Source organism: Advenella sp. S44, from assembly GCF_002810445.1.
Lineage (GTDB): Bacteria > Pseudomonadota > Gammaproteobacteria > Burkholderiales > Burkholderiaceae_B > Advenella.
The window spans coordinates 798,741-823,576 of sequence record NZ_NEXS01000001.1; the positions used below are offsets into that span (position 1 = coordinate 798,741).

The 24,836-nt window shown below is 57.5% G+C and carries 20 protein-coding genes; 11 read left to right on the plus strand and 9 right to left on the minus strand.

Going from position 1 to position 24,836, the window contains the following annotated elements; translation table 11 throughout:
- Positions 1–7 precede the first annotated feature (7 nt).
- The 7 genes from CAP48_RS03705 to CAP48_RS03735 all read left to right on the plus strand — a co-directional run bounded on the left by CAP48_RS03705 (position 8) and on the right by CAP48_RS03735 (position 7,977).
- Positions 8–1,075 carry an MBL fold metallo-hydrolase gene (locus tag CAP48_RS03705; RefSeq protein WP_100694634.1) on the plus strand — a complete coding sequence of 356 codons (1,068 nt, stop codon included), beginning with the start codon at positions 8–10 and terminating at the stop codon, positions 1,073–1,075.
- 244 nt (positions 1,076–1,319) lie between these two features.
- Positions 1,320–1,943, plus strand: a complete 624-nt coding sequence (locus tag CAP48_RS03710) for a flavin reductase family protein (protein WP_100694635.1) — start codon at positions 1,320–1,322, stop codon at positions 1,941–1,943.
- A gap of 48 nt (positions 1,944–1,991) precedes the next feature.
- Positions 1,992–2,618: a glutathione S-transferase family protein gene (locus CAP48_RS03715; protein WP_100694636.1), complete on the plus strand. Its 627-nt coding sequence runs from the start codon at positions 1,992–1,994 to the stop codon at positions 2,616–2,618.
- Positions 2,619–2,682: 64 nt separating this feature from the next.
- Positions 2,683–3,300 (plus strand): carboxymuconolactone decarboxylase family protein, encoded by a 618-nt coding sequence (locus CAP48_RS03720; RefSeq protein WP_100694637.1) that lies wholly within the window; start codon positions 2,683–2,685, stop codon positions 3,298–3,300.
- The gene (locus CAP48_RS03725; RefSeq protein ID WP_100694638.1) at positions 3,297–4,205 is read left to right on the plus strand and encodes an amidohydrolase; all 909 of its coding nucleotides are present in this window, start codon (positions 3,297–3,299) and stop codon (positions 4,203–4,205) included. Before CAP48_RS03720 ends, CAP48_RS03725 begins: the two co-directional genes overlap by 4 nt.
- Positions 4,206–6,605 (plus strand): acyl-CoA dehydrogenase, encoded by a 2,400-nt coding sequence (locus tag CAP48_RS03730; protein ID WP_100694639.1) that lies wholly within the window; start codon positions 4,206–4,208, stop codon positions 6,603–6,605. It begins immediately after the preceding gene.
- A gap of 148 nt (positions 6,606–6,753) precedes the next feature.
- A complete protein-coding gene (locus tag CAP48_RS03735) occupies positions 6,754–7,977 on the plus strand; it encodes a CaiB/BaiF CoA-transferase family protein (protein ID WP_100694640.1) in 1,224 nt (407 codons plus the stop codon).
- Between the two features lie 441 nt (positions 7,978–8,418).
- Here the strand turns inward: CAP48_RS03735 and CAP48_RS03740 are convergent, their stop codons facing one another.
- Both CAP48_RS03740 and CAP48_RS03745 read right to left on the minus strand, forming a co-directional pair.
- Positions 8,419–8,877 (minus strand): MaoC family dehydratase, encoded by a 459-nt coding sequence (locus CAP48_RS03740; RefSeq protein ID WP_100694641.1) that lies wholly within the window; start codon positions 8,875–8,877, stop codon positions 8,419–8,421.
- Positions 8,878–8,999: 122 nt separating this feature from the next.
- Complete coding sequence (locus CAP48_RS03745; protein ID WP_100694642.1) at positions 9,000–10,025, minus strand: tripartite tricarboxylate transporter substrate binding protein; 1,026 nt, start codon at positions 10,023–10,025, stop codon at positions 9,000–9,002.
- Between the two features lie 294 nt (positions 10,026–10,319).
- On the opposite strand from CAP48_RS03745, the gene CAP48_RS03750 reads away from it, so the two are divergent.
- The 3 genes from CAP48_RS03750 (at position 10,320) to CAP48_RS03760 (ending at position 13,223) form a co-directional block, all read left to right on the plus strand.
- Positions 10,320–11,549 carry a CaiB/BaiF CoA-transferase family protein gene (locus CAP48_RS03750; protein WP_100694643.1) on the plus strand — a complete coding sequence of 410 codons (1,230 nt, stop codon included), beginning with the start codon at positions 10,320–10,322 and terminating at the stop codon, positions 11,547–11,549.
- Positions 11,550–11,566: 17 nt separating this feature from the next.
- Positions 11,567–12,331, plus strand: a complete 765-nt coding sequence (locus CAP48_RS03755) for an enoyl-CoA hydratase-related protein (protein WP_100694644.1) — start codon at positions 11,567–11,569, stop codon at positions 12,329–12,331.
- A gap of 136 nt (positions 12,332–12,467) precedes the next feature.
- Positions 12,468–13,223, plus strand: a complete 756-nt coding sequence (locus CAP48_RS03760; RefSeq protein WP_100694645.1) for a GntR family transcriptional regulator — start codon at positions 12,468–12,470, stop codon at positions 13,221–13,223.
- Positions 13,224–13,280: 57 nt separating this feature from the next.
- Here CAP48_RS03760 and CAP48_RS03765 read toward each other — a convergent pair whose 3' ends face one another.
- Positions 13,281–13,910 carry a LysE family translocator gene (locus CAP48_RS03765; protein WP_100694646.1) on the minus strand — a complete coding sequence of 210 codons (630 nt, stop codon included), beginning with the start codon at positions 13,908–13,910 and terminating at the stop codon, positions 13,281–13,283.
- A 67-nt stretch (positions 13,911–13,977) separates the two neighbouring features.
- Here CAP48_RS03765 and CAP48_RS03770 point away from each other — a divergent pair, with 67 nt between their 5' ends.
- The gene (locus CAP48_RS03770) at positions 13,978–15,186 is read left to right on the plus strand and encodes a PLP-dependent aspartate aminotransferase family protein (RefSeq protein WP_100694647.1); all 1,209 of its coding nucleotides are present in this window, start codon (positions 13,978–13,980) and stop codon (positions 15,184–15,186) included.
- Here CAP48_RS03770 and pdxK read toward each other — a convergent pair.
- The 6 genes from pdxK to CAP48_RS03800 form a co-directional block, all read right to left on the minus strand.
- Positions 15,178–16,053: a pyridoxine/pyridoxal/pyridoxamine kinase gene (gene pdxK, locus CAP48_RS03775; RefSeq protein WP_100694648.1), complete on the minus strand. Its 876-nt coding sequence runs from the start codon at positions 16,051–16,053 to the stop codon at positions 15,178–15,180. The genes CAP48_RS03770 and pdxK overlap by 9 nt on opposite strands.
- Positions 16,050–16,865, minus strand: a complete 816-nt coding sequence (locus CAP48_RS03780; RefSeq protein ID WP_192871273.1) for a YggS family pyridoxal phosphate-dependent enzyme — start codon at positions 16,863–16,865, stop codon at positions 16,050–16,052. The genes pdxK and CAP48_RS03780 overlap by 4 nt, the downstream gene beginning before the upstream one ends.
- 378 nt (positions 16,866–17,243) lie before the next feature.
- On the minus strand, positions 17,244–17,879 hold the full coding sequence (locus tag CAP48_RS03785) for a thiol:disulfide interchange protein DsbA/DsbL (RefSeq protein ID WP_100694731.1): 636 nt from the start codon (positions 17,877–17,879) through the stop codon (positions 17,244–17,246).
- Between the two features lie 116 nt (positions 17,880–17,995).
- The gene (locus CAP48_RS03790; protein ID WP_161495194.1) at positions 17,996–18,727 is read right to left on the minus strand and encodes an SPOR domain-containing protein; all 732 of its coding nucleotides are present in this window, start codon (positions 18,725–18,727) and stop codon (positions 17,996–17,998) included.
- A gap of 76 nt (positions 18,728–18,803) precedes the next feature.
- Positions 18,804–20,486 (minus strand): arginine--tRNA ligase, encoded by a 1,683-nt coding sequence (gene argS / locus CAP48_RS03795; protein WP_100694651.1) that lies wholly within the window; start codon positions 20,484–20,486, stop codon positions 18,804–18,806.
- Positions 20,487–20,516: 30 nt separating this feature from the next.
- The gene (locus CAP48_RS03800; RefSeq protein WP_100694652.1) at positions 20,517–24,755 is read right to left on the minus strand and encodes a phospholipase effector Tle1 domain-containing protein; all 4,239 of its coding nucleotides are present in this window, start codon (positions 24,753–24,755) and stop codon (positions 20,517–20,519) included.
- Between the last annotated feature and the right edge of the window lie 81 nt (positions 24,756–24,836).

A 24,836-nucleotide genomic window follows, 5' to 3' on the forward strand; every position in this document is an offset into this window, starting at 1 on the left:
GGTACGCATGAATGAGCTGGAAGCAAGACTGGATTATCCCTTCGGTGAACAGTTGCCGCAACCGGGCGAGGCCCAGGAAATTGCGCCTGGCATCAAGTGGATTCGCATGCCCCTGCCTTTTGCGCTGGATCATATCAACCTGTGGCTGCTCAGGGACGAAGTGGATGGGCGCCAGGGCTGGACGGTGGTCGATACCGGAATTGCCAAACCGGAAGTCAAGGCGCTGTGGGAAACGATTTTCGACAATGCGCTCGAAGGCCTGCCCGTCTTGCGGCTGGTTGTCACGCACATGCATCCGGATCATACGGGCCTGGCAGCGTGGATTTGCGAGCGCTGGAATGCGCCGCTGCATATGAGCATGACCGATTTCTACGTTGCATCGCTGTGGTCGTCGCGATCGGCTGGCGGAGCCGGCACCGGTGGCGATGTGGCGGTTGCGCACTTTGCGCGTCACGGTCTGACAGATGCGGATGCGCAGGAGCAGATCCGCCAACGGGCCAGCTACTATCCGTCATTGGTTGAAGGCATGCCGCGGCGTTTCGTGCGGATGCTGGGTGGCGAGCGCCTGCGCATCGGCGACCGCCAGTGGGAATTCATTGCTGGCTACGGTCACGCGCCGGAACATATCAGCCTGTCCTGTCCGCAAATCAAGATACTGATTTCAGGTGACATGGTATTGCCGCGCATTTCCACCAATGTGAGTGTCTTCGATCATGAGCCCGACGCCGATCCGTTAAAGCTGTATCTGCAGTCGCTGGCTAGCTACGAACCGCTGGACGCGGACACGCTGGTGCTGCCTTCGCATGGCAGACCCTTCAAGGGATTGCACGAGCGGTTGCGTCAGCAGCACGCGCATCATGCCGAACGCCTTAGCGAAGTGTTGCAGTGGTGTAGTGAAAAGCCGATGTCGGCGTCTGATGTGGTGCCACTGATGTTCAAACGCAAGCTGGATTTGCATCAGATGACATTTGCCATGGGGGAAGCCCTCGCACATTTGCACACGCTGTACCATGAGGGCAAGCTGACTCGCAAGGAGGATGACAAGGGCGTGTTGCGATTCTCCGCAGCGTCCTAATTTCGTACTTTCGGGCTGCCGGTCTGGCGCGATGTCGTGGTGCAAGTTACGCATCCTGCGCGCCCTTGAATTTCCGACACGCCTTTCGTTTTTTCCATCTTCTATTGCCGCTCAAAACTTGTCCAGGCGGTGGAATAATGGTATATTTAAAAGGTCATAAGTATGGCTTTTTCGCCTTTACTCACGGAAAATGCGCCCTGGAAAGCAGGCAAGGCCATAACACGGACACTGACGGAGACAATTTATGTATTTCGATATGCAGGCACTGGAAGGAAAGAGTACCTACAAACTGATGGGCAGTGTCGTGATGCCACGCCCGATTGCCTGGGTGGTTACTCAGTCCGAAGACGGCGCCTACAACGCTGCGCCGTTTTCCTTTTTTAATGTGCTCTCGGGCGACCCGCCCGTGGTGGCGCTTGGCATCGGCCACCATGGTGATGAAAAGAAAGACAGTCTGCGCAATATTGAACGCACCGGCGAGTTTGTCATCAACCTCGTGCCGGCATCACTGATGGACGCCATGAATATTACCGCGACTGAATACCCCTATGATGTTGACGAATTGCGCGAAGCCGGACTTGCCACGCTGCCTTCGGAAAAGGTAAAGCCGGGCCGGATTGCGGCCAGCCCTGTCGCGCTGGAGTGCCGGCTGTGGAAAGAAATTGATGTCGATAGCAAGCGCATTATTCTGCTTGCTCGCGTCGAAGGCCTGCACGTGGACGATGCCGCCGTGATCGATGCAGAAAAATGCTACATCGACGGCAACAAATTGGATCTGGTCGGACGCATGCACGGCGCCGGCTGGTATTCGCATACGCGCCAGTCCTTCAAGCTGCCGCGTATTCCCTATAAACCGAAAGCGTCATAAGCATCTGCGACGCGCTTGATATTCGAAACTTAACTACCCAGAGGCATGATGAAACTGCATTGGTCACCCCGTTCGCCGTTCGTGCGAAAAGTCATGATCGTTCTTCACGAAACCGGCCAGACCGACTCGGTCGAACTTGTTCGCACGCCGGTTGCCATGGCAGAGCCGAACCTGACATTGCTGCCGGACAATCCGCTGATCAAGTTGCCGACTCTGGTGCTTGACGATGGCTATAGCCTGTTCGACTCGCGCGTCATTTGCGAGTATCTGGCCGGGCGCTCGGGGCAGCAGGGGGCAGCACTGTTTCCTGACGACCCGCAAAAGCGCATTCGTGTACTGCGCCAGCAGGCGCTAGGCGATGGCTTCATGGATGCCTTGCTGCTGTTTCGTCAGGAGCGCAACAAGGCGGCAGAAAAACAGACCGAAGCCTGGTTAAGCGCGTTTGCGCTCAAAACCGAAGCGACGCTTAACTTCTTGCAGGAAAACAAGGCCGACATTGAGCAAGCCGGGTTTGATATGGGTGCCATTACCATCGGCTGCGCGTTGTCTTATCTTGACTACCGATTTGCCGATCTGGGCTGGCGCCAGCGTGCGCCCGATCTGGCGCGCTGGCACGCCGATGTATTCATGCGCCGTCCCTCTGTTGTCGCCACTGAACCGGCAGAAACGCCCTGATCGGTGTCAGACTTAGCATTTTTATTTATCCCAAGCCACTACTGCAATAATTCCAGGAAAATCTATGAGTCGTATCCCGTTTCCCACCGTCGAGACCATGAACGAGGCCCAGCGTGCTGTTTATGACGATATTGTCAGTGGCCCGCGCGGCCGGCTGGTCGGTCCCTTGCGCGCGGTGCTGCATAACCCGGAGCTGGCGCAGCGCTGGCAGAAACTGGGTGAAATGCTGCGCTTCGGTACCAGTTTGCCGCCGCGCCTGAACGAATTGGCGATTCTGGTCACGGCGCGCCACTGGAACAGCCAGATCGAATGGTTCATCCACGAGCAGGCGGCGCTATCTGCGGGTCTGCCTCAAGCCATTGCAGATGAAATCAAAAACTGCGAAGCCCCGGGTTTTACCGATCCGCAGGATGCCGCCGTCTATGAGTTTGCCCGGCAGTTGCTGGCGCATGGTACCGTTGCTCCGCCCGTCTATGAGCGCATTCGCAGCTGGTTCGATGTGACTGGTGTGGTCGAGCTGACCGCCGTCGTGGGTTATTACACCATGGTGTCCATGACGCTCAATGCCCACGAAATTCCATTGCCCGATGGCGCGGCGAACCCGCTGGTGCCACCACAGCGCGACGGCATGCAGGCCGTCAGTAAGCTGGCGGCAATCTCTCTGGAGGGCATCACGGCGTGACCGAAAATTACATTCCCGATAGCGTGGAAATGCCGCGCATGCCCACCGCGCCCGCAGTCACTTTGCCTGATGGCAGTTGTGATACCCATTGTCATGTCTTCGGACCCTATAGCACTTTTCCCTTGCATTTGCGTTCGACCTACGCACCGCCGGATGCGCCTGCCGCGCGTTACCTGAGCATGCTCGATACCGTCGGCATGCAGCGCGGCGTGCTGGTTCAGCCGGCGCCTTACGGCACCGATGTATCGGCGATCATGGATGCGATTGCACAGCGTCCCGAAACATTGCGCGGCATTGGCGTGGCAACCCCGGACACAGACGCACAACAGTTAATGCAATGGCGCGCCGCCGGCATTTGTGGTTTGCGCTTTATTGAAGCACGCGACCCGCAAGGCAATTTGTTTCCGGGCAGCGTCGGTTTTGACAGCATCGAAATCCTGGCGCCCGCTATGCGGGCAGCGGGCATGCACGTCCAGATGTGGGGCCCGTATGATCGTTATAAGCCGTGGCTGGAGCGGGTGACAGACCTGGGGCTGCCAGTAGTGATTGATCATATGGCCAGTGTTGTGCTCGACCGAGGCATGCAGGATCCGCTGTTCCAACTGGTGTGCCGACTGCTGCGTGAAAACCGGTTGTGGATCAAGCTGTCGGTATGCCGAGTATCGACGCAGGCGCCTGACTACACCGATGTTCGTCCCTTCCATGATGCATTACTTGAGGCCAACGTCAATCGCGTCTTGTGGGGATCGGACTGGCCGTATGTCCGCATGGGCGAGCGTGCCCCCGACGTCGGTCGACTGATTGACCTGGCATGGGATTGGTTCGGCAACGATACGGTCCGCCAGCAGATATGGGTAGACAACCCATCGACACTCTATGAATTCGTTGAAGGAGCAGAACAGTAAATGGCCCTGGATAAGGAACAAATTGACGCCTTCCGGGATAGTGCCCGGGATCTTTTGTCACGAACCAACCATGCCGAGCGTATCCGTGAGCGGGTGTCGCAGTTGCCTGCGCTGGATAGCGATTTCTGGCGGCAAATGGCCGATGCCGGCTGGCTGGCGGTGCTGGTTCCCGAAGAGCAGGGTGGACTGGGCCTGGGTCTGGGCGAAATGAACGCCATTGCCCAGGAACTGGGCGCCGCCTTGCCGGCAGAACCCCTGGTTGCTGTTGCCGTGCAGACCGTGACACTACTGAATGCGCTTGAGCCCGGCGCTTTGCGCGATCGGTTGCTCGCCGGTATTGCGGATGGATCGCTGGTCGTTGGCACCGCCTGGCAGCAGACCGCAGATCAAACCGAAGCGCACCGGGGCCCGGCTATTGTGGTCGATGGCGACATGCAAGCGGTGTCGGCGCGCTTTGTCAACGTGTCACCCGCCACCGGCGCAAGCGGCTGGCTCGTTGTCGCAAGCGAACAGAATGAAGATGTCCTGCTGTGGATCGAAGCGAACGCCCACGGCATGCAAATGACTGACTTGCCGCGCGTCGATGGCGGCAGCCTGGGCTCGTTGCAGTTGCAGGCAACTCGCGTGGACCAGACACAAGTGCTTGCACGTGGACCGGCAGTGCTGGCGGCACTGAACAAGGCCGTTGATTATGCTCGCATTGCCGTATCGGCACAATTGCTGGGCTGCGCAAGGCGCGCCTTTGACACGACGCTGGAGTACATGAAGGTGCGCGTGCAATTTGGCAAGCCGATAGGCGCATTCCAGAGTTTGCAGCACCGAATGGTAGACAGTTATATCCAGTTGCAGATGCTTGAGTTTGCTTTGTGGGACGTGACCGCAAGGCCCGCAGAGCAGCCAGCAGCGCTGGCCATGCAGGCTTCACGCCTGAAGGCCCGGGGCGAAGTGGCCGCCGGCCAGATTACGCGCCTGGCGGTGCAGATGCATGGCGGCATGGGTTATTCTGACGAGTCTGATGTCGGCTTGATGCTCAAGCGCGCCATTGCGTTGTCCAGCGAACTGGGTAACCGCCGCGCGAATCTGACGCGCTATGTGAAGTCACTGCAACTGCAGCCTGCCGCAACGGCGGGCGATACAACTGAGATAGATGCATCGGAAGACACCTGGACTTCATTTCCCACTGATGGCGATTGGGACCAGATGCCCGAAGACCAGTTCCGGCAGATGTTGCGCGCTTTCTATCGCAAATACTATCCCGAGCATTTGCGGCATCGCACCCGTCGCCTGCACTGGCATGAAATTGGCGACTGGTATCGCACATTGGCGCGCCAGAAGTGGATCGCTCCTTCCTGGCCGAAGCAATATGGCGGCATGGCATTGTCAGCGGAAAAAATGATTGCTTATATCGAAGAGCAGGAGCGTTATGGCGTGGGTCGTCCGCCCGATCAGGGACTGGTCATGCTGGGGCCGATCCTAATTCGCTATGGCACGCCGGAACAACAGGAAAAGTACCTGCCGGCGATTTTGTCAGGCGAACATGTCTGGGCGCAGGGCTACTCGGAGCCCAATGCCGGATCCGACCTGGCGTCACTGCGTTGCGAGGCGGTGGCGCAAGGTGATCACTTCGTTGTCAATGGCCAGAAAACCTGGTCCACGCTGGCTCAGGATGCTACGCATATGTTCATGCTGGTGCGTACGGACAAAGACGTCAAGAAGCAGGCCGGCATCAGTTTTTTGATGGTGGATTTGAAAACACCGGGCATTACGGTCAGGCCGATCCGCACTATTGCGGGTGACGAAGAGTATTGCGAAATTTTCTTTGACGATGTGAAAGTGCCCAAAGAGAATCTGGTTGGACAACTGAATCAGGGATGGACGATTTCCAAGGCGCTACTTGGCTTTGAGCGCCTGTTTAGCGGTAATCCCAAACATTCGCAGAGTACGCTGGCCATGATCGACAAGGTCATCGCCGCAAGCGGGTTGGACCAGGATCCGGCCTTCATGGCCGAATATGCCCAGCTGCATATGGATATTGCTGATCTGTCTTCCGCTTACGCTGCATTCTCCGATATTGTTCGACGCAATGAACCGCTGCCGGCTAATGTGTCGTTGTTAAAAATATGGGCGACGGAAACGCACGAGAAAGCCTCGCTTCTGTTGCTGGACGCAGCCGGCGAACAGGCAGGCACCACAGGCGCAGCCGTTTTTGGAGAAGGAGCAAGCGCCTTTAGGGATACTGCTGACGACGACCAGTCCAATGGACAAAGTCATGGGGCCGTGACCGTGGACGATTTGCAGATGCCGCTATACAACGCTGCGGCCGCAAAAATATTTAGCGGAACCAACGAGATTCAAAGAAATATCCTGGCAAAAGTGGTGCTGGCGCTGCCGACGTCATAGCCGGATGAGCCGATAGCAGTACTGCAATTGAACTAACGCAATTGAACACTGTAATCGGCAACTGAACACTGCAATTGATTAGCGCAATTGAGCACAGTCGCTGAGCAAAGCAACCGAATATAGCAACTGAAATGAAATTGGAGTAGACATGGCACAAACGCTTTCGCATATCCGGGTATTGGACCTGGGACGGGTATTTTCGGGGCCGTGGACCGGCCAGATGCTGGCGGATCTGGGCGCCGACGTGATCAAGGTAGAGCGGCCCGGCCGTGGCGATGATGTCCGGCAGCAGGGCTACCGGGCCAAGGACGAAGCCGGCAACGAAACAGCCGAGACCTCGTCATTCCTGGCCATGAATCGGGGCAAGCGCTCTGTCACGGTCAATATATCCAGTCCCGAAGGACAAGAGGTGATACGGCAACTGGTCCGGCATTGCGATGTGCTGATCGAGAACTTCAAGGCTGGTGATCTGGCCCGTTATGGCCTCGATTACGACTCGCTCAAAGCCATCAACCCGCGTCTGGTGTATTGCTCCATTAGCGGATTTGGTCAGTCGGGGCCTTACAGCCATCGTCCGGGTTACGATCCGATTTTCCAGTCCATGAGTGGACTGATGAGCCTGACCGGCAATCCCGAAGAAGAACCTGGAGGCGGTCCGCAAAAAGTCGGTTATGCGGTGTCGGATCTGACAGCCGGATTTTATGCCATCATCGGCATTCTTGCCGCGCTGAACCATCGCGATGCCGTGTCCGGAGAGGGCCAGTATATCGATATCGCCCTGTTCGACGCGCAGGTGGCCTCTATTGGTCATATCGCCATGAACTATCTGGTATCGGGCATCGTTCCCAAACGCATGGGCACAGCGTCGCCCATTACGTGCCCGTACCAGGCGTTTGAATGCAGCGATGGACACCTGATGATAGCTGTCGGCAATGATTCGCAGTTTCGCCAGTTTGTGCAACTGCTCGGCCTGCCCGAGCTGGCTGATGATCCCCGCTTTGTCTTGAACCGGTTGCGTGCACAGAACCAGAAGGAGCTTATCCCGATGTTGCAGGCCGTGATGATCAAGCATCCGATCCGGCACTGGCAGGATCAACTGGACGCCATGAACGTGCCTTGCGGACCGATCAACGATCTCAGTCAGGTATTTGAAGATCCCCAACTGCAGCACCGCGATATGCTGATGCATATGCAGCACTCGACAGCGGGCCGTATTCCGCAGATTGCCAATCCGCTGAAGCTGTCAGCCACGCCCGTTGATTACCGACGCCCGCCACCGACTCTGAGCGAGCATACCGACGAGGTGTTAAATGAGTTGCTGGGGATGGACCAGGCAGCCATTTCCGCATTGCGCGAGAAGAAGGTTATTTAACGCGCCGCTGCTTGTTAACAGGCCATTACGCCGATGCACAACAGTGTCGGCCAATCGGTGTCCGAAAATATGCCGTCGCGAAGAATCTAAGCGGCGGCATATTTTTTATTTTCGATTAAATAACGGCTCGGGGGCATGTGAACCGGGTTTGACGTGGGCCGGATGCTGTGCTGGTTACGGCCAGAGCCAGAAGAGGCAGAAGAGCCAGAATCACAGCCAGAACTCAATCGCCAATAGTCGGCAAGTGTTCGTGTCAGTGTGATGCAACCATGCCAGGATTCTGGGCCGCGTGTTTCGTGTTAATGTTCTATACCGGTTGCGGGTGTAGAGAAAGTCGAGGACGTTAAGGCGCTTGCCGCCGGAAAAAGCTGGCGATGTCAGGGAGCGACTGTCACCACGTTCCGGTTTTGAGTATGTCCCGGGACTGTGAGCAATGCTATTTCACTTGTCATAAATTAGCAACAGCATGGTGGCCACCAATGCTGGGCGCGCTTCTCCCTCTATTTCAAATTTATTTTCAAACGTAAATAGCGTGCCGCCATTTTTCGGTTGTGCGTCAAGCAGCGACTGCTGCAACCTGACTTTGGAACCCACAGGTACCGGGCTCACAAAACGCAGGTGATTTAGTCCGTAATTGAGTCCCTTGCCGCGGTTTTCAATCTTGAAAATATCCCGGGCCAGCAGGGGAATCAGAGACAGAATAAAAAAGCCATGCGCAATCGTTTTGCCATCGGGCATATCGGACTGAGCACGTGCGACGTCAACATGTACCCAGTGATCATCGCCGGTCAGGCGCGCATAGTGGTCAATCTGATCCTGCGTAACGGTAAACCACTGGCTTGTGCCAAGAGACTGTCCACAATACGTAGCCAGATCGGCAGGGGTATCTACAAGCAACATTCACAGACTCCATCAGAATTGTCCGCACTGCAGGAGGCGGACGGTAGAAAGGGCCGCTGGCTAAGGCGACCCGGCCGGGCAATCGGGCCCGCTGGCCCGCTACTTGCCGCGGTATTCGCTGTTTACTGCCCGATTGTGACGCCGGTCGTTTTTACAATGGTTTCCCATTTCTTGCGATCGGTTTCGACAAACTCGCGGGCTTGCTCCAGCGACATAGATACCGGTGGCAGATAACCCTGCGCTTCCAGGCGTGATATCGTGTTCTGCTCTTTCAGTACCGAATTCATAGACGTGTTCAGACTGGTCAATATGGCGGGATCGGTTTTGGCCGGTGCGATCAACAGGTTCCAAATCTCGATATTCAGATCTGGATAACCGCTTTCAACCAGGGTCGGGACCTCGTCCATTTGCGGATAACGCTCGGCACTGCTGACGGCAAGAAATTTCAGTTTGGGATTTTCCAGCTGCGCTTTTGCTGCGGGCCCGGTCAGAATGCCGATAGGTACCTGACCGCCGATAAGATCGCTGGTCAGCGGCGAATCTCCTTTGTAGGGAATATGTACGGGGTCGATGTCGGTGATTTTTTTGAAGTATTCAAATACCAGATGACCGGGTGTGCCGGCACCCGAGGTGCCGTAAGACAGGCTACCGGGCTTGGATTTTGCCAGCGCCACCAATTCCTTGATATTGTTTACCGGCAGATCCTTGTTGACGGCAATGACCAAAGGCAGCGAGCCGATGTTGGCGATGGGGACCACGTCGTCTGATTGGTAGGGCACTTTCATGCCGATCAGACGGGCAATAATTGTGCCCCCTACCGGACCCACGCCCAGGTTATAGCCGTCCGGATGTGCACGTACCACCGAGGCGACGCCTATGGTGCCGGCAGCGCCCGCGCGGTTTTCCACCACCATGGTCTGCTTCATCTGTTTGGACATGCCTTCGGCCAGTATACGTGCGGCGGTATCGCTGGATCCGCCTGGCGGAAACGGTACAGTCAATTTAACGGGTTTTGAGGGATAGTCTTTGGCTGCCAGCGCCGGCGTGGGCGAAACCAGCGCGGCACAGAGTGTCAGCGTAGCTGCCACGACAGCCTGCAAGCGCAGGCCCGTACGTGGGGCAAATGATGAAATGGGGGACAGTCTCATGGAGTTCCTCGTTGATTATGAAAGGCGCCCGTTGTTCTTATCGATAAGGCTGTGGCGGGCAACGCAGCACTGGATACTGGACATGCTAGGGTATTCTGTTTGTAATGTCAATAGGTCGTATTATTGAACTATATAGGCTATAATTATGTCCTATTGGGATAGGACACTGAATAGCCCCGCTGGTACAGTGGTGTGGCTGGTGCCAGCGCCGGAGAACGCAAAATGATGAAGCGTCGTGACCGATTACGCATTTCCCACCAGAAAGCATGCACATCAGATCAAGGAGATGGAAAAATGAGTCAGAAAAGCGGACCGCTCTCGCACGTACGGGTGCTGGATCTGAGCCGGATCATGGCTGCCCCGTGGGCCAGCCAGTTGCTGGCCGATATGGGCGCGACGGTTATCAAGGTGGAAAGACCCGGCCAGGGGGATGATACGCGAGCCTGGGGGCCGCCGTTTCTGAAGGATAGCGAAGGAAACAATACCGGCGAAGCGGGTTATTATCTGTCGGTCAATCGTGGCAAGCAGTCCATCACCATTGCCCTGGATACGCCGGAAGGGCAGCAGATCGTGCGCGAGCTGGCGGCCGATTGCGATATTGTGCTGGAAAATTTCAAAACCGGTGCGCTGGCCAAGTATGGGCTGGATTATGCCAGCCTGAAAAAAGTGAATCCGCGGCTGATCTATTGCTCGGTCACCGGCTTCGGTCAGGATGGCCCACGCAAGAACGAGGCGGCCTACGATTTCCTCATCCAGGCCATGGGTGGACTGATGAGCGTGACAGGCGAGCGGGACGACAAACCCGGCGGCGGTCCGCAAAAGGTCGGCATTCCCATTGTTGACCTGATGACGGGTATGTATACGGCCGTAGCGGTTCTGGCTGCGCTGGCCAACCGCGAGCAGACCGGCGAAGGCGAATATATCGACCTTGCCATGCTCGACGTCCAGACGGCCGTGTTGTCCAACCAGGCCATGAACCATCTGCTGTCTGGCAATACGCCCAAACGCGGCGGCAATGCGCATCCGAATATTCAGCCCCAGGATGTCTATGCTTGCCAGGACGGCGCAGTGATTCTGGCTGTCGGTAACGATCGGCAATTTGTCAAATTGTGTGATGCCTTGAAGCGGCCTGAACTGGTCAGCGACGAGCGGTTCAGTGTCAATGCCCAGCGGGCGCGCAACGTGGCCGAACTGACACGACTGCTGCAGCAAGAGTTTGCCCGCTGGCCTCGTGCCGATCTGGTGGCGGCCCTTAGCGCGGCGGGCGTGCCTTGCGGTCCGATCAATAGTGTTGCCGAAGTCTTTCAGGAGCCGCAGATCCAGCATCGCAAAATGCTGCGCAATGTGCCTCATCCATTGGGGGTTTCGGTCCCGCAGGTAGTTTGCCCGATCAACTTTACCAACCGGCCGCTGGCGTTTGACGCCGCACCGCCGTTACTGGGCGAGCATACCGAAAAAGTGCTTACTGATCTGGGCTACAACGCCACGCAGCTTAGCGAGTTGCGCGAATCCGGCATAGTCTGAAGCTAAGGAAAATCAATATGAACGAAATTGCACTGGAAAAGCAGGGAAAAATAGCGATTGTCACACTGGACAGCCCACCGGTCAACGCCCTGACCCTGGCCCGTTACGAGGCGATCACCCGGGTTTTTGAATCGATCAACACCATGGACGATATTAATGTCGTTGTCTTTACGGCCAAAGGCACCAAAGCCTTTTGCGCCGGGCTGGAGCTCAAGGAGTTCCTGGCGGCCACGCCTGAAGAAGATCCCATGCGGGCCAAAGTGGTGCGCGCGACTTTTCATGCCATTCGTCATTGCGTTGTACCCGTCATTGCCGCGGTCAATGGTCCCGCGCTGGGCGCGGGCAGCGTACTGGCCAGCAGCAGCGATATTCGCGTCGCGTCGGAAAAGGCGACCTTTTCCATGCCGGAGATCAATGTTGGACGCTGTGGTGGTGGCGCACATACCGGTCGCCTGGTGCCGCAAGGCAGCTTGCGATACATGGCCTTTACTGGCGAGCAGATCAGCGCCTGGGAGGCGCATCGCGTTGGTTTTGTCGAACGGGTGGTCGTACCGCGACTGCTGATGTCAACAGCCATGGATATGGCGCAGGTTATTGCATCAAAAAGCCGAATCGGACTGGTGACCATGAAAGAAGCCCTGAACCGGATCGAAACCATGCCGGTGGATGAGGGCTATGAGCTGGAACAGCAGTACAGCACCAAACTGATGCAGTCGGAAGATGCGCGCGAGGCTGTGCGTGCAGTCGTGGAAAAACGAGCGCCGGCGTTCAAGGGACGATAGTCTGGTTGATACGCCTTTGGATACACGGTGATCAGCATCACTGGCTATAATGCACTAGTTAATGGCATTGCCGCAGGCGGAAGCATAGACATACATCCCGTTTTCGGCAAAGTCCCGCCACACAATGGACAGGAAAATGACGCAAGCGCAGAACAGGAACAGCATTGCCCCGATTGACTTCAGCCGTAGCGCTGCAGCCCGTTACGTACAACTGGCCAGCTTGTTCCGGCGCAGGGTCGAATCCGGGCAGTGGCCCGTCGGCTCGCAAATACCAACAGTGGACGAACTGGCTGAAGAGTGCCAGGTCGCCCGCGCCACGGTGCGCCAGGCCCTGGACTTGCTGGAGGACGAGAAGCTGATTGCGCGTTATCGCGCAAAAGGCACGTTTGTTACCGGCAAGCCGCAAGAGCAATTCTGGTGTGAGGTGGCTTCCAACTGGGATGGCCAGCTTATTGCGCCTGAAGGCGTCAGTATTGAAATCCTGTCTGCCAGGGACCGGCGCATGCCATCTTCGGCAGACCTGTCGCTGGGCAAGCTGGCCGACAGTTACCAGTACTGGCATCGCCGTCACTGGCGCAACGGGCGACCCTATTATCTTGGCGAAGTCTTTATCGATGAGAAAGTGTGCCGGCGGATTCCGGCCAAGGCCTTCGAAACCAAAACTTCGATGCGCATCCTGCGCGATCTGCCGGGCCTGGAAATCGTTGAGGCGCATCAGACGCTGACATTGGGTTCAGCCGATCCGGAATTGGCCGACCTGCTGCAATTGCCGCTAAACGCCCCCGTGGCGCATGTGCATCGCAGCGCCGTTGATCAGAACGGCACAATCGTTTTTATCGGTGATGGCATCTATCGTGGCGATGTTGTCCGGCTGGATATCAGACTGAAGTAAATGGCTGCTTGAACCTCGAAACACAATCCTTGAATCTCAAATTATTTCATTTGAAATTTATTTGCTGCTGGTGGCCAGTTTGACTGCCAGGCCGACAAACACCACGGCAGCCAGGCGGTTCACTATATGCTGGGCAAGTGCCGATTGCTTCAGATAGCGTCCTGCCAAGCTGGAAAATGCCGCGAGCAGATTGAACATCAACAGCGCACACACAATGAAAATTGCACTTAGCGCAAGTAGCTGCAACGTGACCGAGCCAGCTTCGGGGCGCGCAAATTGCGGCAGGAAAGCCAGAAAGAAAATACTCAGTTTGGGATTGGTGGCACTCATCAGGATGCCACGCCTGTAGAACTGCAGGTCGCTGCGGCGTGATGGCGCGGCCTCGCTTGAGGCAAAGACGGGCGGCGCGCGCCATGCCTGCCAGGCCATGTACAGCAGGTACGCGGCGCCAATCAGCCGCAGCACCAGAAACGCCGTTTGCGAGGCGGCAATCAGTGCAGCAACCCCGATGGTCACAATAAAGGTATGCCACAGCAGCCCCGTACATAGACCCAGCGTGATCATGACTCCGGCACGCCAGCCCCACAGCATGGATTGAAACAGCACAAACAGGTTGTCCGGCCCTGGCGAGAGGGCCAGCAGGCAGGCAATGCCCGCGAAAACGAATGCGGTGTCGGCGCTGATCATGATGTCTCCGAACCAGAGGTGGTTATAATTGTTGGCTGTAATGAATCATAAACCACAGGGTTGCAACATGTCATCTGAATCTTCCATTCATACCCGTTTACAGCATCTGGGCATGGCGCCGTGTGACGCGCAGCATCCGGTTGCGCCAGTGGGTCTGCCGGCTGTGCGTACCAGTACGGTCAAATTCAATACTGTCGAAGATCTGGAGGACACCTATAAACGCAAAAGCCGCGGCGAGCGCCTGGTCACTTATGGTCGTATGGGTATGGAAACCCATGCCGCCCTGGAAGATATATTCTGCGCGCTCGAAGGCGGACGGCGTGCCTTTCTGGCTTCATCCGGCCTGGGCGCCATCAGCATGACGCTGCTCTCGCTGCTGAGCGCGGGAGACCACCTGCTGGCTGCCGATTGCGTGTACGGACCAGTCGGTCATCTGGCCGATACGGTGCTGCGACGCCTGGATATTGATGCCACCTTTACCTCAGCCAAAGATCCGCAGGCGCTGGAGCAGCATCTGAAGCCCAACACCAAAATATTGTATGTGGAAGCGCCGGGGTCCCTGCTCATGCAGATGCTGGACATGCCGGCGCTGGCTGAATTTGCCAGACGACACGAATTGATTCTTGTGACGGACAATACGTGGGGGTCGGGCTATGCCTATCGGCCGCTTGCGCTGGGGGCAGACGTCAGCATTGTGGCTGGCACCAAATATGTGGCCGGACACTCTGACCTCATGTTGGGGGCGGTGATCGCCAAGGATCCAGCGTTGATCAAAACCATTGACACCAATCAATATGCGATGGGATTTTCCATCAGCGCCGACGATGCCTGGCTGGCCATCCGCGGTGTGCGCACCTTGCCGGTACGCATGGAGCAGCATGCGCGCAATGCCTTGGCCGTGTGTCAGTGGCTGGCGCGGCAAGCGGCAGTGAAAAAGATTTTCCATCCCGCCTGGCGCGATGATGCCGGCCATCAATTATGGAAACGCGATTGCACGGGTTCCAACGGTCTGTTGTCGGTTGCGCTTGATATGTCGAAAGAGCAGGTGCGCACTTTTGTCAATGCACTGGAACTATTTGGCATCGGCTACTCCTGGGGCGGGTACGAAAGCTTGGTACAGTGGGTCGATAGTGGCTCGCTGCGCAGCCATGCGTACTTTGACGCTCATGCGCGAGAAAATGTGCAGGTGGTCCGCCTGCATATCGGCCTGGAGTCGGTTGATGACATCATTGCCGATCTGCATCAAGCCTTGCAAAAAGCGGGTGCGTTATCCTGATCCCATGTCCGGTGGCAACAGCAGCTCTGCCGATTGCATCTGATAAGTCAGTTGCAGCGCGGATATCAGCTGATCACAAGCGTAGCTTGCCGCCTCAAATATTGACGCGCCGGCCAGCAGCCGACCTGTGAGCGTTGCGCCAAAAAGGTCGCCGGTGCCTTTGGGCGTCGCGTCAATGCGGGCATGGCTCAGGATTTTTTGTTCATCGCGGGTTACCACGGCGACCAGCATCTGGTTGTCAGGCCATTCGGCGGGCGCGGCACTTGTTACCACCACCCATTGTGTGCGACCCACCAGCAGGTGGCGCGCCGCACTGACCACGCTGTCAATATCCGTTGCAGATAAACCGGTTAGCTGTTGTAATTCAAAGCCATTGGGCGTCAGGCCGTTGGCCAGCGGTAGCAGGTAGCGCTGGTAGGCTTGCGCCATATCCGGACTGACATACTGCCCGGTGTCGTGATCGCCCAGTACAGGATCCATAACCACTTGCAGGGTGGGGCGTAACGCGATGACCTTGACAATCCAGTCGGCCAGCAACCGGATTTGTTGCGGGTCGCCCATGTAGCCGGTAATGACTGCCTGAAGCGCGCTTAGCGCATCGCGCGCAAACAGGTCACTCAGATATCCGCCAAACCATTCGGCGGGTATGGCCCCGCCGTGAAACGTCGAGTAGTGCGGGGTGTTGCTGAACATGACGGTGGGCACGGTGGCGACCGTGAGGCCCTGCGCCTGGAGCGCGGGTACCGCCACATTATTGCCTACCCGGCCGTAGACGACTTGGGATTGGACCGAGATTACGTCAATGGCCAGTGGGCGCAGCGCCGATTGCGACCGGGAGTATGCGCCAGGGTCAACCGGATTGCTCAATCCGTCTCTCCTTTCTGCGTTGACGGCCAGTAATGGGCGTCGGGCGTTGCCCTCGCGCCGAAAATCGCCTGTCCGACACGGACAACGGTAGCCCCTTCTTCAATCGCGATTTCGAAGTCGCCCGACATGCCCATCGATAGCTCTTCCAGTCCGATGCCGTCGGGAGCGTCCTGGCGCAGCCGGTCGCGCAATTGGCGCAGCAATATAAAGCAGCGACGCACGCGCGAGGCTTCTGCCGACAGCGCCGCCAGGGTCATGAAACCTCGTACGCGCAAGGCAGAAAACGCCGGCAACTCCCGCAGGAAGGCGGCCACCTCGTCTGGCGGCAGGCCATACTTGCTGGCTTCTCCGGACGTGTTTACCTGTACAAAGACATCCAGGCCACGGCCTTCAGCCTGAAGGCGACGCTCCAGAGCAACGGCAACGCGCAGGCTGTCCAGCGCCTGGAATTCCGTGGCAAAACGGGCTACCAGCTTGGCCTTGTTGGTTTGCAAATGGCCGATGACCGACCACTGCAGATCAGTCAGGTCAGCCATTTCTTCCCACTTGCGATAGGCTTCTTGCGGTTTGTTCTCGCCAAACATGCGGCATCCGGCTGCATAAGCCTGACGCAGGTTTGTCTGGGGTTTGGTTTTACTGACCGGCAATAGGCGCACGCTTGCCGGATCGCGGCCGACCCGCTGGCATGATGCCTTGATGCGCGCCTGAACTGCTGCCAGGTTATGACGGAAGTCGTCGACCGTTTCAGCTTGCGGCCATTGGCCGTGCTGATCGTGCCGGGTAGGCGTATTCAAAGGAGTTTCTGTGCTCATGTATCTTCTCGCTGTCATCAGGCCTGGGGCATTCCATGATGCGTATGCACCGTTGTCGTCAGCGTGGTGGCCGACACGCGCACGCCGGACGGCGTGGCAGCAGGCGACCGAGTTCGTTTTCGGCGGTAGCAATGTAGCGTTATCGCAAGATTGGAAAGGAAATCAGGCAAGCTATCAGTATAAGCCTTAAAACGGCAGCCTTAAAGCTTGGTGCTGATGCTGATGTGCGGTCAACGGGCAATCAACGGGCAATCAACGGGCAATCAACGGGCAATCAACGGGGTATGCGCACCCCGCAGAGCATCAGCGGTGCAGAAGCGGTGTCGCATACCCCCGGCATGCGACTGGAATCACTGATACGTTTGCCGCTTGTGCTCTTTATTTTTTCTCGGCCAGTACTTGGTCAAGCAGTTTTTGTGCCTGCGTAATGCTGGATGCGTAATCACCGGTCATGCCGGGCGAGGTGACGTACTTGCCGCCAATCGCAAAAGACGGCGTACCTTCAATTGCGTACGTGTCTGTGACTTCCCCGGCGCGCTTGACCTTGGCGGTCACACTGAACGAATCGAAAGCAGAGGTAAAGGCAGCTTTGTCTATGCCCTGGGATTTGACCCAGTCGACAATGGCGTCCTTAGTGAACAGTTTTTTGCCTTCACGATGAATGGCGTTGAACACCTTCGGATGCAGCTCAAGCTTGTCTAGCGCTTCGAGTGAATAGTACAGTTGCTGCATGGGCTGCATGGCGGCATTGAAAGCGACCGGTACCCGCACGAAAGCCACATCAGCCGGCAAGGTTTTTACCCACTTTGCCACCAGCGGCTCCATTTCAGCGCAATGCGGGCAACTGTAGGCAAAAAACTCAAGGACTTCAACCTTGTCTCCCGAGCCTGAAGGCTGGGCCGTATTCAGCGTTTTGAAGGCCGGGCCGGACTGGGCCATGACGGGAACAAAGGCTGCGGCACCGGTAAGCAGGGCAGCAGATACGAAACGGAGCAGGAGAGAGGATGATTTCATAGTCTGTTTTTGAAGTGGGTTAATAATCAGGCATGCCCGCAAGCCGCCCGTGAGTTGGCGATACTGCATTAGGACACGCTGTACCCGCTAAAGTTCCCGCTGCGGCGTGCCCTGGCCTAGCGTACGATGGTAGAGTTGATTTTCGCCCCTGACAGCTGGGCACGGGACTCGCTCAGTTCCTTGTCGCTGTCGAACGGACCGATGCGTACGCGATTGACGTTCATATTGTTCACTCTGGCTTTCTGGATCTGAACGTTAAATCCCATCATGATCATGCGGGCGCGAAAGGCGTCGGCTTCTTTTTCATCGCGATATGAACCCACCTGCAGGTAACGTGGCCCGTTATTGCCAGTACGCGCAGCCGGCGCGCTGTTTGCCGGTGTCGTGGGTGTAGTTTTGGTGCTGGCGGTTGTCACCGGCGATTTTGCTGTTGCAGACGGTTTTTTGTCTGCTGGCAAGGTGTTAATAAGCGAGGCAATCTGATCATCGTTTGTGTTTGGCGTGGTCTTGGCCGGTGGCGTCACGGCGGGCAGCGTGCCGTCAGCCGTAAAAGGCATGTCGTCCGTGCTGTCGGGAATCCCGATCAGTGGCGCTAGTGGCTCGATTTTCGGGCGCAGCGGCGGCTGTTGTGCAGAGTTGATGCTGCCATCGCTATTCATCCAGGCGTTCGGATCGATCAGCGGTGCACCGGCACCGGGTTGATTCCGGCCGGACAAGGCACCATTTTGGCCGTTTGCCGGCTGACGGGAATCCTGGATTGGGGACGGAGAACGCATGATCATGAAAGCGGCCACCGCAGCCACGGACAGGCCGATGATCAGGCCGAGCAGAACAGAGGAAAATGTCATGCTTTTGCCCGAAGAAGATCGGGAGCTACGGGCGGCGGGGCGTTTCTTGCGTGTTGCCATAGTGGGACTGTCTCGCTTACATTTGCTGGGGCGCGGACACACCCAGTAAGCCCAGGCCATTGGCAATGACCTGGCGGGTGGCATCGGCCAGACGCAGCCGCGCACGTTTCAGTTCGATATCGTCAAGCATGATACGCTCGGCGTTGTACCATGCATGGAAATCGGCCGCACATTCCTGAAGCCAGAACGCCACCTGATGGGGCGACAGTTCGTGGCCCGCTGACTGAATCAAGCCGGGCAGTTCTGCCAGGCGCTTGAGCAACGTGATTTCAGTGGGAGCTACCAGCCTGCTGCTGTCGGCCTCGTGCAGACCGTCTGTGAGGTCGGCCGAGTCACGCAGCAGCTTGCAGATACGCGCATGCGCGTACTGCACATAATATACCGGATTCTCTTCGCCCTTTGCCAGAGCCAGATCAATATCAAATACAAATTCGGTATCTGCCTTGCGCTGTATGAGAAAGTAACGCACCGCGTCCTGACCTACCCAGTCGATGAGGTCGCGCATGGTGACGTAACTGCCGGCACGCTTGGAGATTTTTACCTCCTGTCCGTTACGCATCACCTTGACCATTTTGTGCAGAATATAGGAAGGATAGGTTTTTGGAATGCCCAGATTCAGCGCCTGCAGTCCTGCGCGCACGCGCGCGATAGTGCCATGGTGGTCAGTACCCTGAATATTGATGGCTTGCGTATAGCCGCGGTTCCACTTGCCCACGTGGTAGGCCACGTCGGGCACAAAGTAAGTGTAGCCGCCGTCGGATTTACGCATGACCCGGTCTTTGTCGTCGCCTGTGCCCAGTTCGGTAGTTTTGAGCCACAAGGCATTTTCGTGCTCGTAGGTGTAGCCGCTGGCGATCAATTTGTTGACGGTATCTTCAACTTTGCCGTCGCTATACAACGAACTTTCAAGATAGTAATTATCAAATTTCAGGCCAAACGCCTGCAAGTCAAGATCCTGTTCGCGACGCAGACAGGCCACGGCAAATTGGCGGATGTCTTCGAGAGAATCCAGGTTACCCGAAGCCGTGACGCTGCGGCCGTCTGCCTGCACTGTTGTTTTGTTGACGTAGTCGCGGGCAATATCGGCGATATATTGGCCACGATAGCCGTCTGCAGGATAGGCGTCATCGTCTGGGTTAATACCGCGAGCGCGCGCCTGCGTACTGACCGCCAGGTTGTGGATCTGGTTTCCTGCATCGTTGTAATAGAATTCGCGCAGGACATCGTAGCCGCCGGCATCCAGCAGGCGGCAGAGGCAGTCGCCCAGGGCGGCCTGGCGGGCATGGCCCACGTGCAGCGGGCCGGTCGGATTGGCCGAGACAAATTCGACGATCACCTTTTCGTTGCGCCTGGCGGCGTTGCCGTATTGGCTGCCCTGTTGTGCGATAACCTGCAACACTTTGTGGTGCGTTGCCTGCGTGAGCCGCAAGTTGATAAAGCCTGGGCCGGCCACGTCGGCCGATTCGACCACGCCGTCGGCGGCGGGATTGGCCAGCACATGGGCGACAATTTCCTGGGCCAGTTCTCGCGGGTTGCGCCGGGCGGGTTTGGCGATTTGCATGGCAACGTTGCTGGCAATATCGCCGTGATCGGCCTGCTTGGGACGCTCCAGTTTGATAACGGGGCTGGCCTCGGGCAGGAGATGGCGTACGGCTGCCTGAAGCAGCGAAAGTAAGTGTTGTTGCAGCTCGGGGAGCATGGCGTCCGGGGGGTGGGAAAAAGGCAGATTTTACCATACCTGGCCTGTCTGTAACTCAAAGCCCGCGGTTTCCCGCAGCCACTTGGCGTAGGCCTGGATGTCGGCGCGACCGACAATCGGCTGGCTGACCAGCGCTTTTTCCTTGCCCGGCGGCACCGCCATCATATTGCCGTAGAACAGATCGGCGACTGTCAGTGCATGGGCGGTGGGCAGATCGCGCTCAATAAACTGCTCAATCTGCATGCGGCGGGCCCGGCCGAACTTGACGGACTGATGCTGCCGTATCGTAATGCCGTCCTCGGTCTCCATTTTGCGGTCCGATGCGAGCCGTTCGCTGGCCGGATTCTCTGGTTCATAGCCCATCAGGTTGTTGTGCACCAGCGGATTGCGGATGCGCAATAGATCCTGGGGCAGGGGCTTGAAGGCCACGCCCGCCGACAGTCCCTGTTGGTGCATCCATTGCAGCACCACATTGCCCAGATCACCGGGCAATCCGCTGGCATTAGCTACCGATGTCGTGTCCGTATCCTGTATGGTGCCACCCATATCCGAGTGATTCCCCATAAAGCCGATCTCATGGAAGTTCTGACGATCGCTGCGGCCAATCGAAGTGAGCGGGAAAATATTGTTATGTTCGTTCAAAGCCACTGCATGAGCGACCCAGTGCCACGCCGGCGATACCCGGTAATCATGGGCGGCATTATTCGAGCCCAGCACGCCAAGCTGCGTTACTGTATCGAACAGGCCCATGAAACGAAAATCCAGACACGCGCTGACCGTCATTATTCCGTCCGGCGCTTGGCCATTTTTTGCGTATGGCGCGTGGATTTTTGCGGTGAACAGACCGTCGCGTGTCTGCTGCATGAGCAAATTGGCAAAAATGCGAGCGGCTGTCGCGCCTCGGGAAAAGCCAATAATATCAATTGGGATGTGACCACCGGCCGTTCTCAGCGAGGCAGCGTCAGTGAGCAGGGAGTCAATCAGGCGATGCATCTGCGTACGAACAATGCCAGGAACCGAGTCTGCGAACAAGGTGTCCAGCGGGCGCAGCAACACGCCCAGCGGCCCCAGAATATAAGGCCTTTGCAGAACGCTGGATACCCCATAGACGGCCGGTTCAGCCAGCGCGTACACGCCATCGGTGGTGCCCGGACCGCCAATATAGTGCACCGGGCCAGAGTTGTACTGCTTTTGCAGCTTGTATACGTTGGAATTGCTCTGGCTTCCCTGGTTGCGGGTGCCGTCAAAGGCAAAGAGCAACAGGCCCAGCGGATCAATGTAGCGACGCGGCTGCCCGGCCGCATAACCCAGCGGATCCGCGCCCGGCAGGGGGCCTGCCGGATCAGGCTCCAGATAGTGACCAAAGGCAGGGTCATAGGTGCGATAGATATTATCGAACCAGCCTGTCGCTTCGTCTTCATACTGGCCCGGGTAGCGCAAGTGCAGGGTCAGGCGACTGACCATCGGCGTCATTTTGCCTTGTGGCTGTGGGCGGGCCAGCCAGACGGTGCGGGCCTGGCCGTCGGTGACAGCCAGAGGCAGCCCCAGGGTGTCTGTGTGAATAAAGTGCAGCGTCCCCGCAGGCTTCTTGCCCCGTATGTTGCGCAACGCGTCCCGTATCGACGTATTTATCGCATGCGCGTGCGGCGCAGCCGGGGCGTTCATGAATGCTGCCGCTGTCGCGTAATCGATAAAGGCGACGGGGATGGCGCCGGCATAAATGTACCGTCGCGAAATCGCGCCATTGGGCGGTATTCGCAGGGGCGCGCCGGTCTTGACAGACCAGTGGCCGACCACGCGGTTATCCTGGTAATAAAAGTGAGTCAATGCCTGCTCGTCGTGTCGGACAATACGCAGGCCCTGGCCATTGTGCAGGTTCTGCAGAATACGTTTGCCTTGTCGATAAACACGCTCAAGGCGCCGGTTCGCTGCGTAGCGGGTGTGCACGCGATCGACCTGGACCGGCAAGCCGCTGGCGTCCCGCACGATACGGCTGCGATGTATGCGTTGGCCGTCAGAGCGGGCGATTGCGGCACCGCTGCTGTCCCAGGCATACCAGATGCGCCGCTTTCTGGATGCCACTGGTGCGCGGGCCAGTTGTCCGCCTGGGTAGCGGTAATGTTGTTCTATCATCCCTGCCAATCGCTGTTGCGGGCCGTACATATAATGTCGCTTAACGGCACTGGCAGCGGCCGGAAAATAATACGATTCGCCCAGTATCCGTCCGTCGCGCCCGACCTGCCGGTCCAGACCCAGGATTGGACGGATCGTGGCGCCGGCCAAGGCCACTACATGCAACTGCTGGCGACCGGACATATCGCGCCGGTACTGGGCGCGAACGTGATTGCCGAAGGCAAGCAGGCCATCCTTGTTGATTTGCAATACCGGATGGCGCTGTCCGCCGGCGTCTTCCCACACAATGGCACGCAATTGCCCTGCAGGCGTATACGTGTATTGCAGGCGACCGCCTTCGGGCAGCAAATGGATCACTTGACGGGCTTGCGGATCGCTCAGCAGGACATCTTCATAGTGAACCCTGTGCGGATTGTCTGGCGTTGCAGGTCTTGTGACGCCGATGCGCAACACGCCGGTGACCGGATTTGGCGCGTGGATTCGGGTTTCGTTGGGATGCGTCAGCGAAAAGCCGCCGGCTTGCGGATAACGGATGTGGGTTGTCGCCATCGATCCTGCCGCTGCCACTTCCCTCAATAGGCGCAAGCGATACCGCGAATCATATTCGTATGACCAGCGCACCCCGTTTGCAAACGCCTGGGCGGTCGGTTGCCCTTTGCTGTTGTACCGGATGGTCTGATCACCTGTGAGCGCACTGCGCCAGAACGTGAGCAGACCCTGCGGGTTATAGTGCAACTGCAGGCCCGGCCAGAATCCGTCTGACAGGCTAAGCCGTGAAGGCATGCCGCCTGGATGGCGGGCAATGTACAGGCCATTGATGGATGACAGCCGCCCGTCTTCATAATACGTGGCCTGAAGGCCTGGGGCAGGGCAGCCAAGACAGCCATGCCCCTTGGCCGATTCGAGCAGATAGCGACCGTGTCTTTGTCGCCAGACAAACGTTGTGTCGTGCCCGTTTCCGTCTGCGATGCGCGTGATTCCCCGTTGTGCGCCGATCGGCAGATAACTGAACAGTTGCGTTCCGACACCTGCCGGCTCATCGTGCATAACGGCGCGGATGACCCGGCCGCGCTTGTCATAGTGCCATGTTCGAAGCCGGTAGAACGCCTGCGAAGGCAATAAAACGTTCTGGTTGCCGTTGACGGCGTGCAAAGCCCAGCCTGGTTTGTCTGTACCGGCCGCGCGGAACCTGCCTGTGCGCAAGGCAATGATACGCGTTAGCTGCCCTTTGCTGTCGAACACATGATTGGCGTTTTTTTTCTCGGGTGCCGCGACCGCCAGGCCCGTCAGCTTGAATGGATCTCCCGCCTGGTATGCCGGTTCGTACAGATATCGAGTTTGGCTGCCATCGGAAATGGTGGCAAAGGCCAGACGCGCCGCGACAGGATCGTAGGTGTATCGAATCGGTCCGTCAGGGGTATCGATTTGCGTCAGACGGATGCGCGCATTAAAGCGGGTGTCCCGATCGTAATGAAATACTAGGGTGTGGCCGGCCTGGCTGGTAACATGCCGGATTTTGTCGGCAAATATCGAGGCACGACTGTAGCGCTGAATTTGCAGGTGGTGGCGATCGACCCGGATTGACGAGAGCAAGCCTTGATGATCGAAGGTAAGGGTGCTGCCGTTAGGCCAGCGCCAGGTCCAGCCGCTGGCGGCAAGTTGCAGGCGGCCATAGGCCGGCGCATTGGCTGCTGCGACCTGACCGGCCCGAGGATTAAATGCGATACGCGAGCCGTCGGCCTGCGTGATTTGCAGGCCATTGGGTGTACGTTGCAGATAAATGTCGAAATTGTGACGCCAGCCGGATCCCAGACCGAGGTCCGTGCGATCCATTGCGTTGTAGCTGCGAACCAGCAGCAATCCGTCTGCGCGCAAGGGCACATCCACTGCTTCCTGATATTTATTTCCGGTTGCCAGATTCACCGGATTGCCCGCGCCAATATTGACTACCGGCTCGTTGGCCTGCAAGGTATAAGGGCTGCTGCCAAGGCAAGGATTGGCGCTGCCAGGCGGACGCGGACATTGCGCATTATTTGCTTGTCCGGCAACGCCCTCTGAGGCAAAATAAAGCATGCCTGCAATTATTGCAATCCAGTGCGGGCGGACAGGAAATATTGAACGGGGACGGGTTCGCATGACCAATAACCTGAAAAATGCGTATCATCACCTTTGCAACGCATTTGCAGTGGGCGCAGTCCAATAAAATATCTAATGAGG

Excerpts from the sequence above, each read along its gene's own strand:
- CAP48_RS03705 (WP_100694634.1), top strand. The coding sequence starts at position 8 with ATGAATGAGCTGGAAGCAAGACTGGATTATCCCTTCGGTGAACAGTTG.
- CAP48_RS03710 (WP_100694635.1), top strand. The coding sequence starts at position 1,320 with ATGTATTTCGATATGCAGGCACTGGAAGGAAAGAGTACCTACAAACTG.
- CAP48_RS03715 (WP_100694636.1), top strand. The coding sequence starts at position 1,992 with ATGAAACTGCATTGGTCACCCCGTTCGCCGTTCGTGCGAAAAGTCATG.
- CAP48_RS03720 (WP_100694637.1), top strand. The coding sequence starts at position 2,683 with ATGAGTCGTATCCCGTTTCCCACCGTCGAGACCATGAACGAGGCCCAG.
- CAP48_RS03730 (WP_100694639.1), top strand. The coding sequence starts at position 4,206 with ATGGCCCTGGATAAGGAACAAATTGACGCCTTCCGGGATAGTGCCCGG.
- CAP48_RS03735 (WP_100694640.1), top strand. The coding sequence starts at position 6,754 with ATGGCACAAACGCTTTCGCATATCCGGGTATTGGACCTGGGACGGGTA.
- CAP48_RS03740 (WP_100694641.1), bottom strand. The coding sequence starts at position 8,877 with ATGTTGCTTGTAGATACCCCTGCCGATCTGGCTACGTATTGTGGACAG.
- CAP48_RS03745 (WP_100694642.1), bottom strand. The coding sequence starts at position 10,025 with ATGAGACTGTCCCCCATTTCATCATTTGCCCCACGTACGGGCCTGCGC.
- CAP48_RS03750 (WP_100694643.1), top strand. The coding sequence starts at position 10,320 with ATGAGTCAGAAAAGCGGACCGCTCTCGCACGTACGGGTGCTGGATCTG.
- CAP48_RS03755 (WP_100694644.1), top strand. The coding sequence starts at position 11,567 with ATGAACGAAATTGCACTGGAAAAGCAGGGAAAAATAGCGATTGTCACA.
- CAP48_RS03760 (WP_100694645.1), top strand. The coding sequence starts at position 12,468 with ATGACGCAAGCGCAGAACAGGAACAGCATTGCCCCGATTGACTTCAGC.
- CAP48_RS03765 (WP_100694646.1), bottom strand. The coding sequence starts at position 13,910 with ATGATCAGCGCCGACACCGCATTCGTTTTCGCGGGCATTGCCTGCCTG.
- CAP48_RS03770 (WP_100694647.1), top strand. The coding sequence starts at position 13,978 with ATGTCATCTGAATCTTCCATTCATACCCGTTTACAGCATCTGGGCATG.
- CAP48_RS03780 (WP_192871273.1), bottom strand. The coding sequence starts at position 16,865 with ATGAGCACAGAAACTCCTTTGAATACGCCTACCCGGCACGATCAGCAC.
- CAP48_RS03785 (WP_100694731.1), bottom strand. The coding sequence starts at position 17,879 with ATGAAATCATCCTCTCTCCTGCTCCGTTTCGTATCTGCTGCCCTGCTT.
- CAP48_RS03790 (WP_161495194.1), bottom strand. The coding sequence starts at position 18,727 with ATGACATTTTCCTCTGTTCTGCTCGGCCTGATCATCGGCCTGTCCGTG.
- argS (WP_100694651.1), bottom strand. The coding sequence starts at position 20,486 with ATGCTCCCCGAGCTGCAACAACACTTACTTTCGCTGCTTCAGGCAGCC.
- CAP48_RS03800 (WP_100694652.1), bottom strand. The coding sequence starts at position 24,755 with ATGCGAACCCGTCCCCGTTCAATATTTCCTGTCCGCCCGCACTGGATT.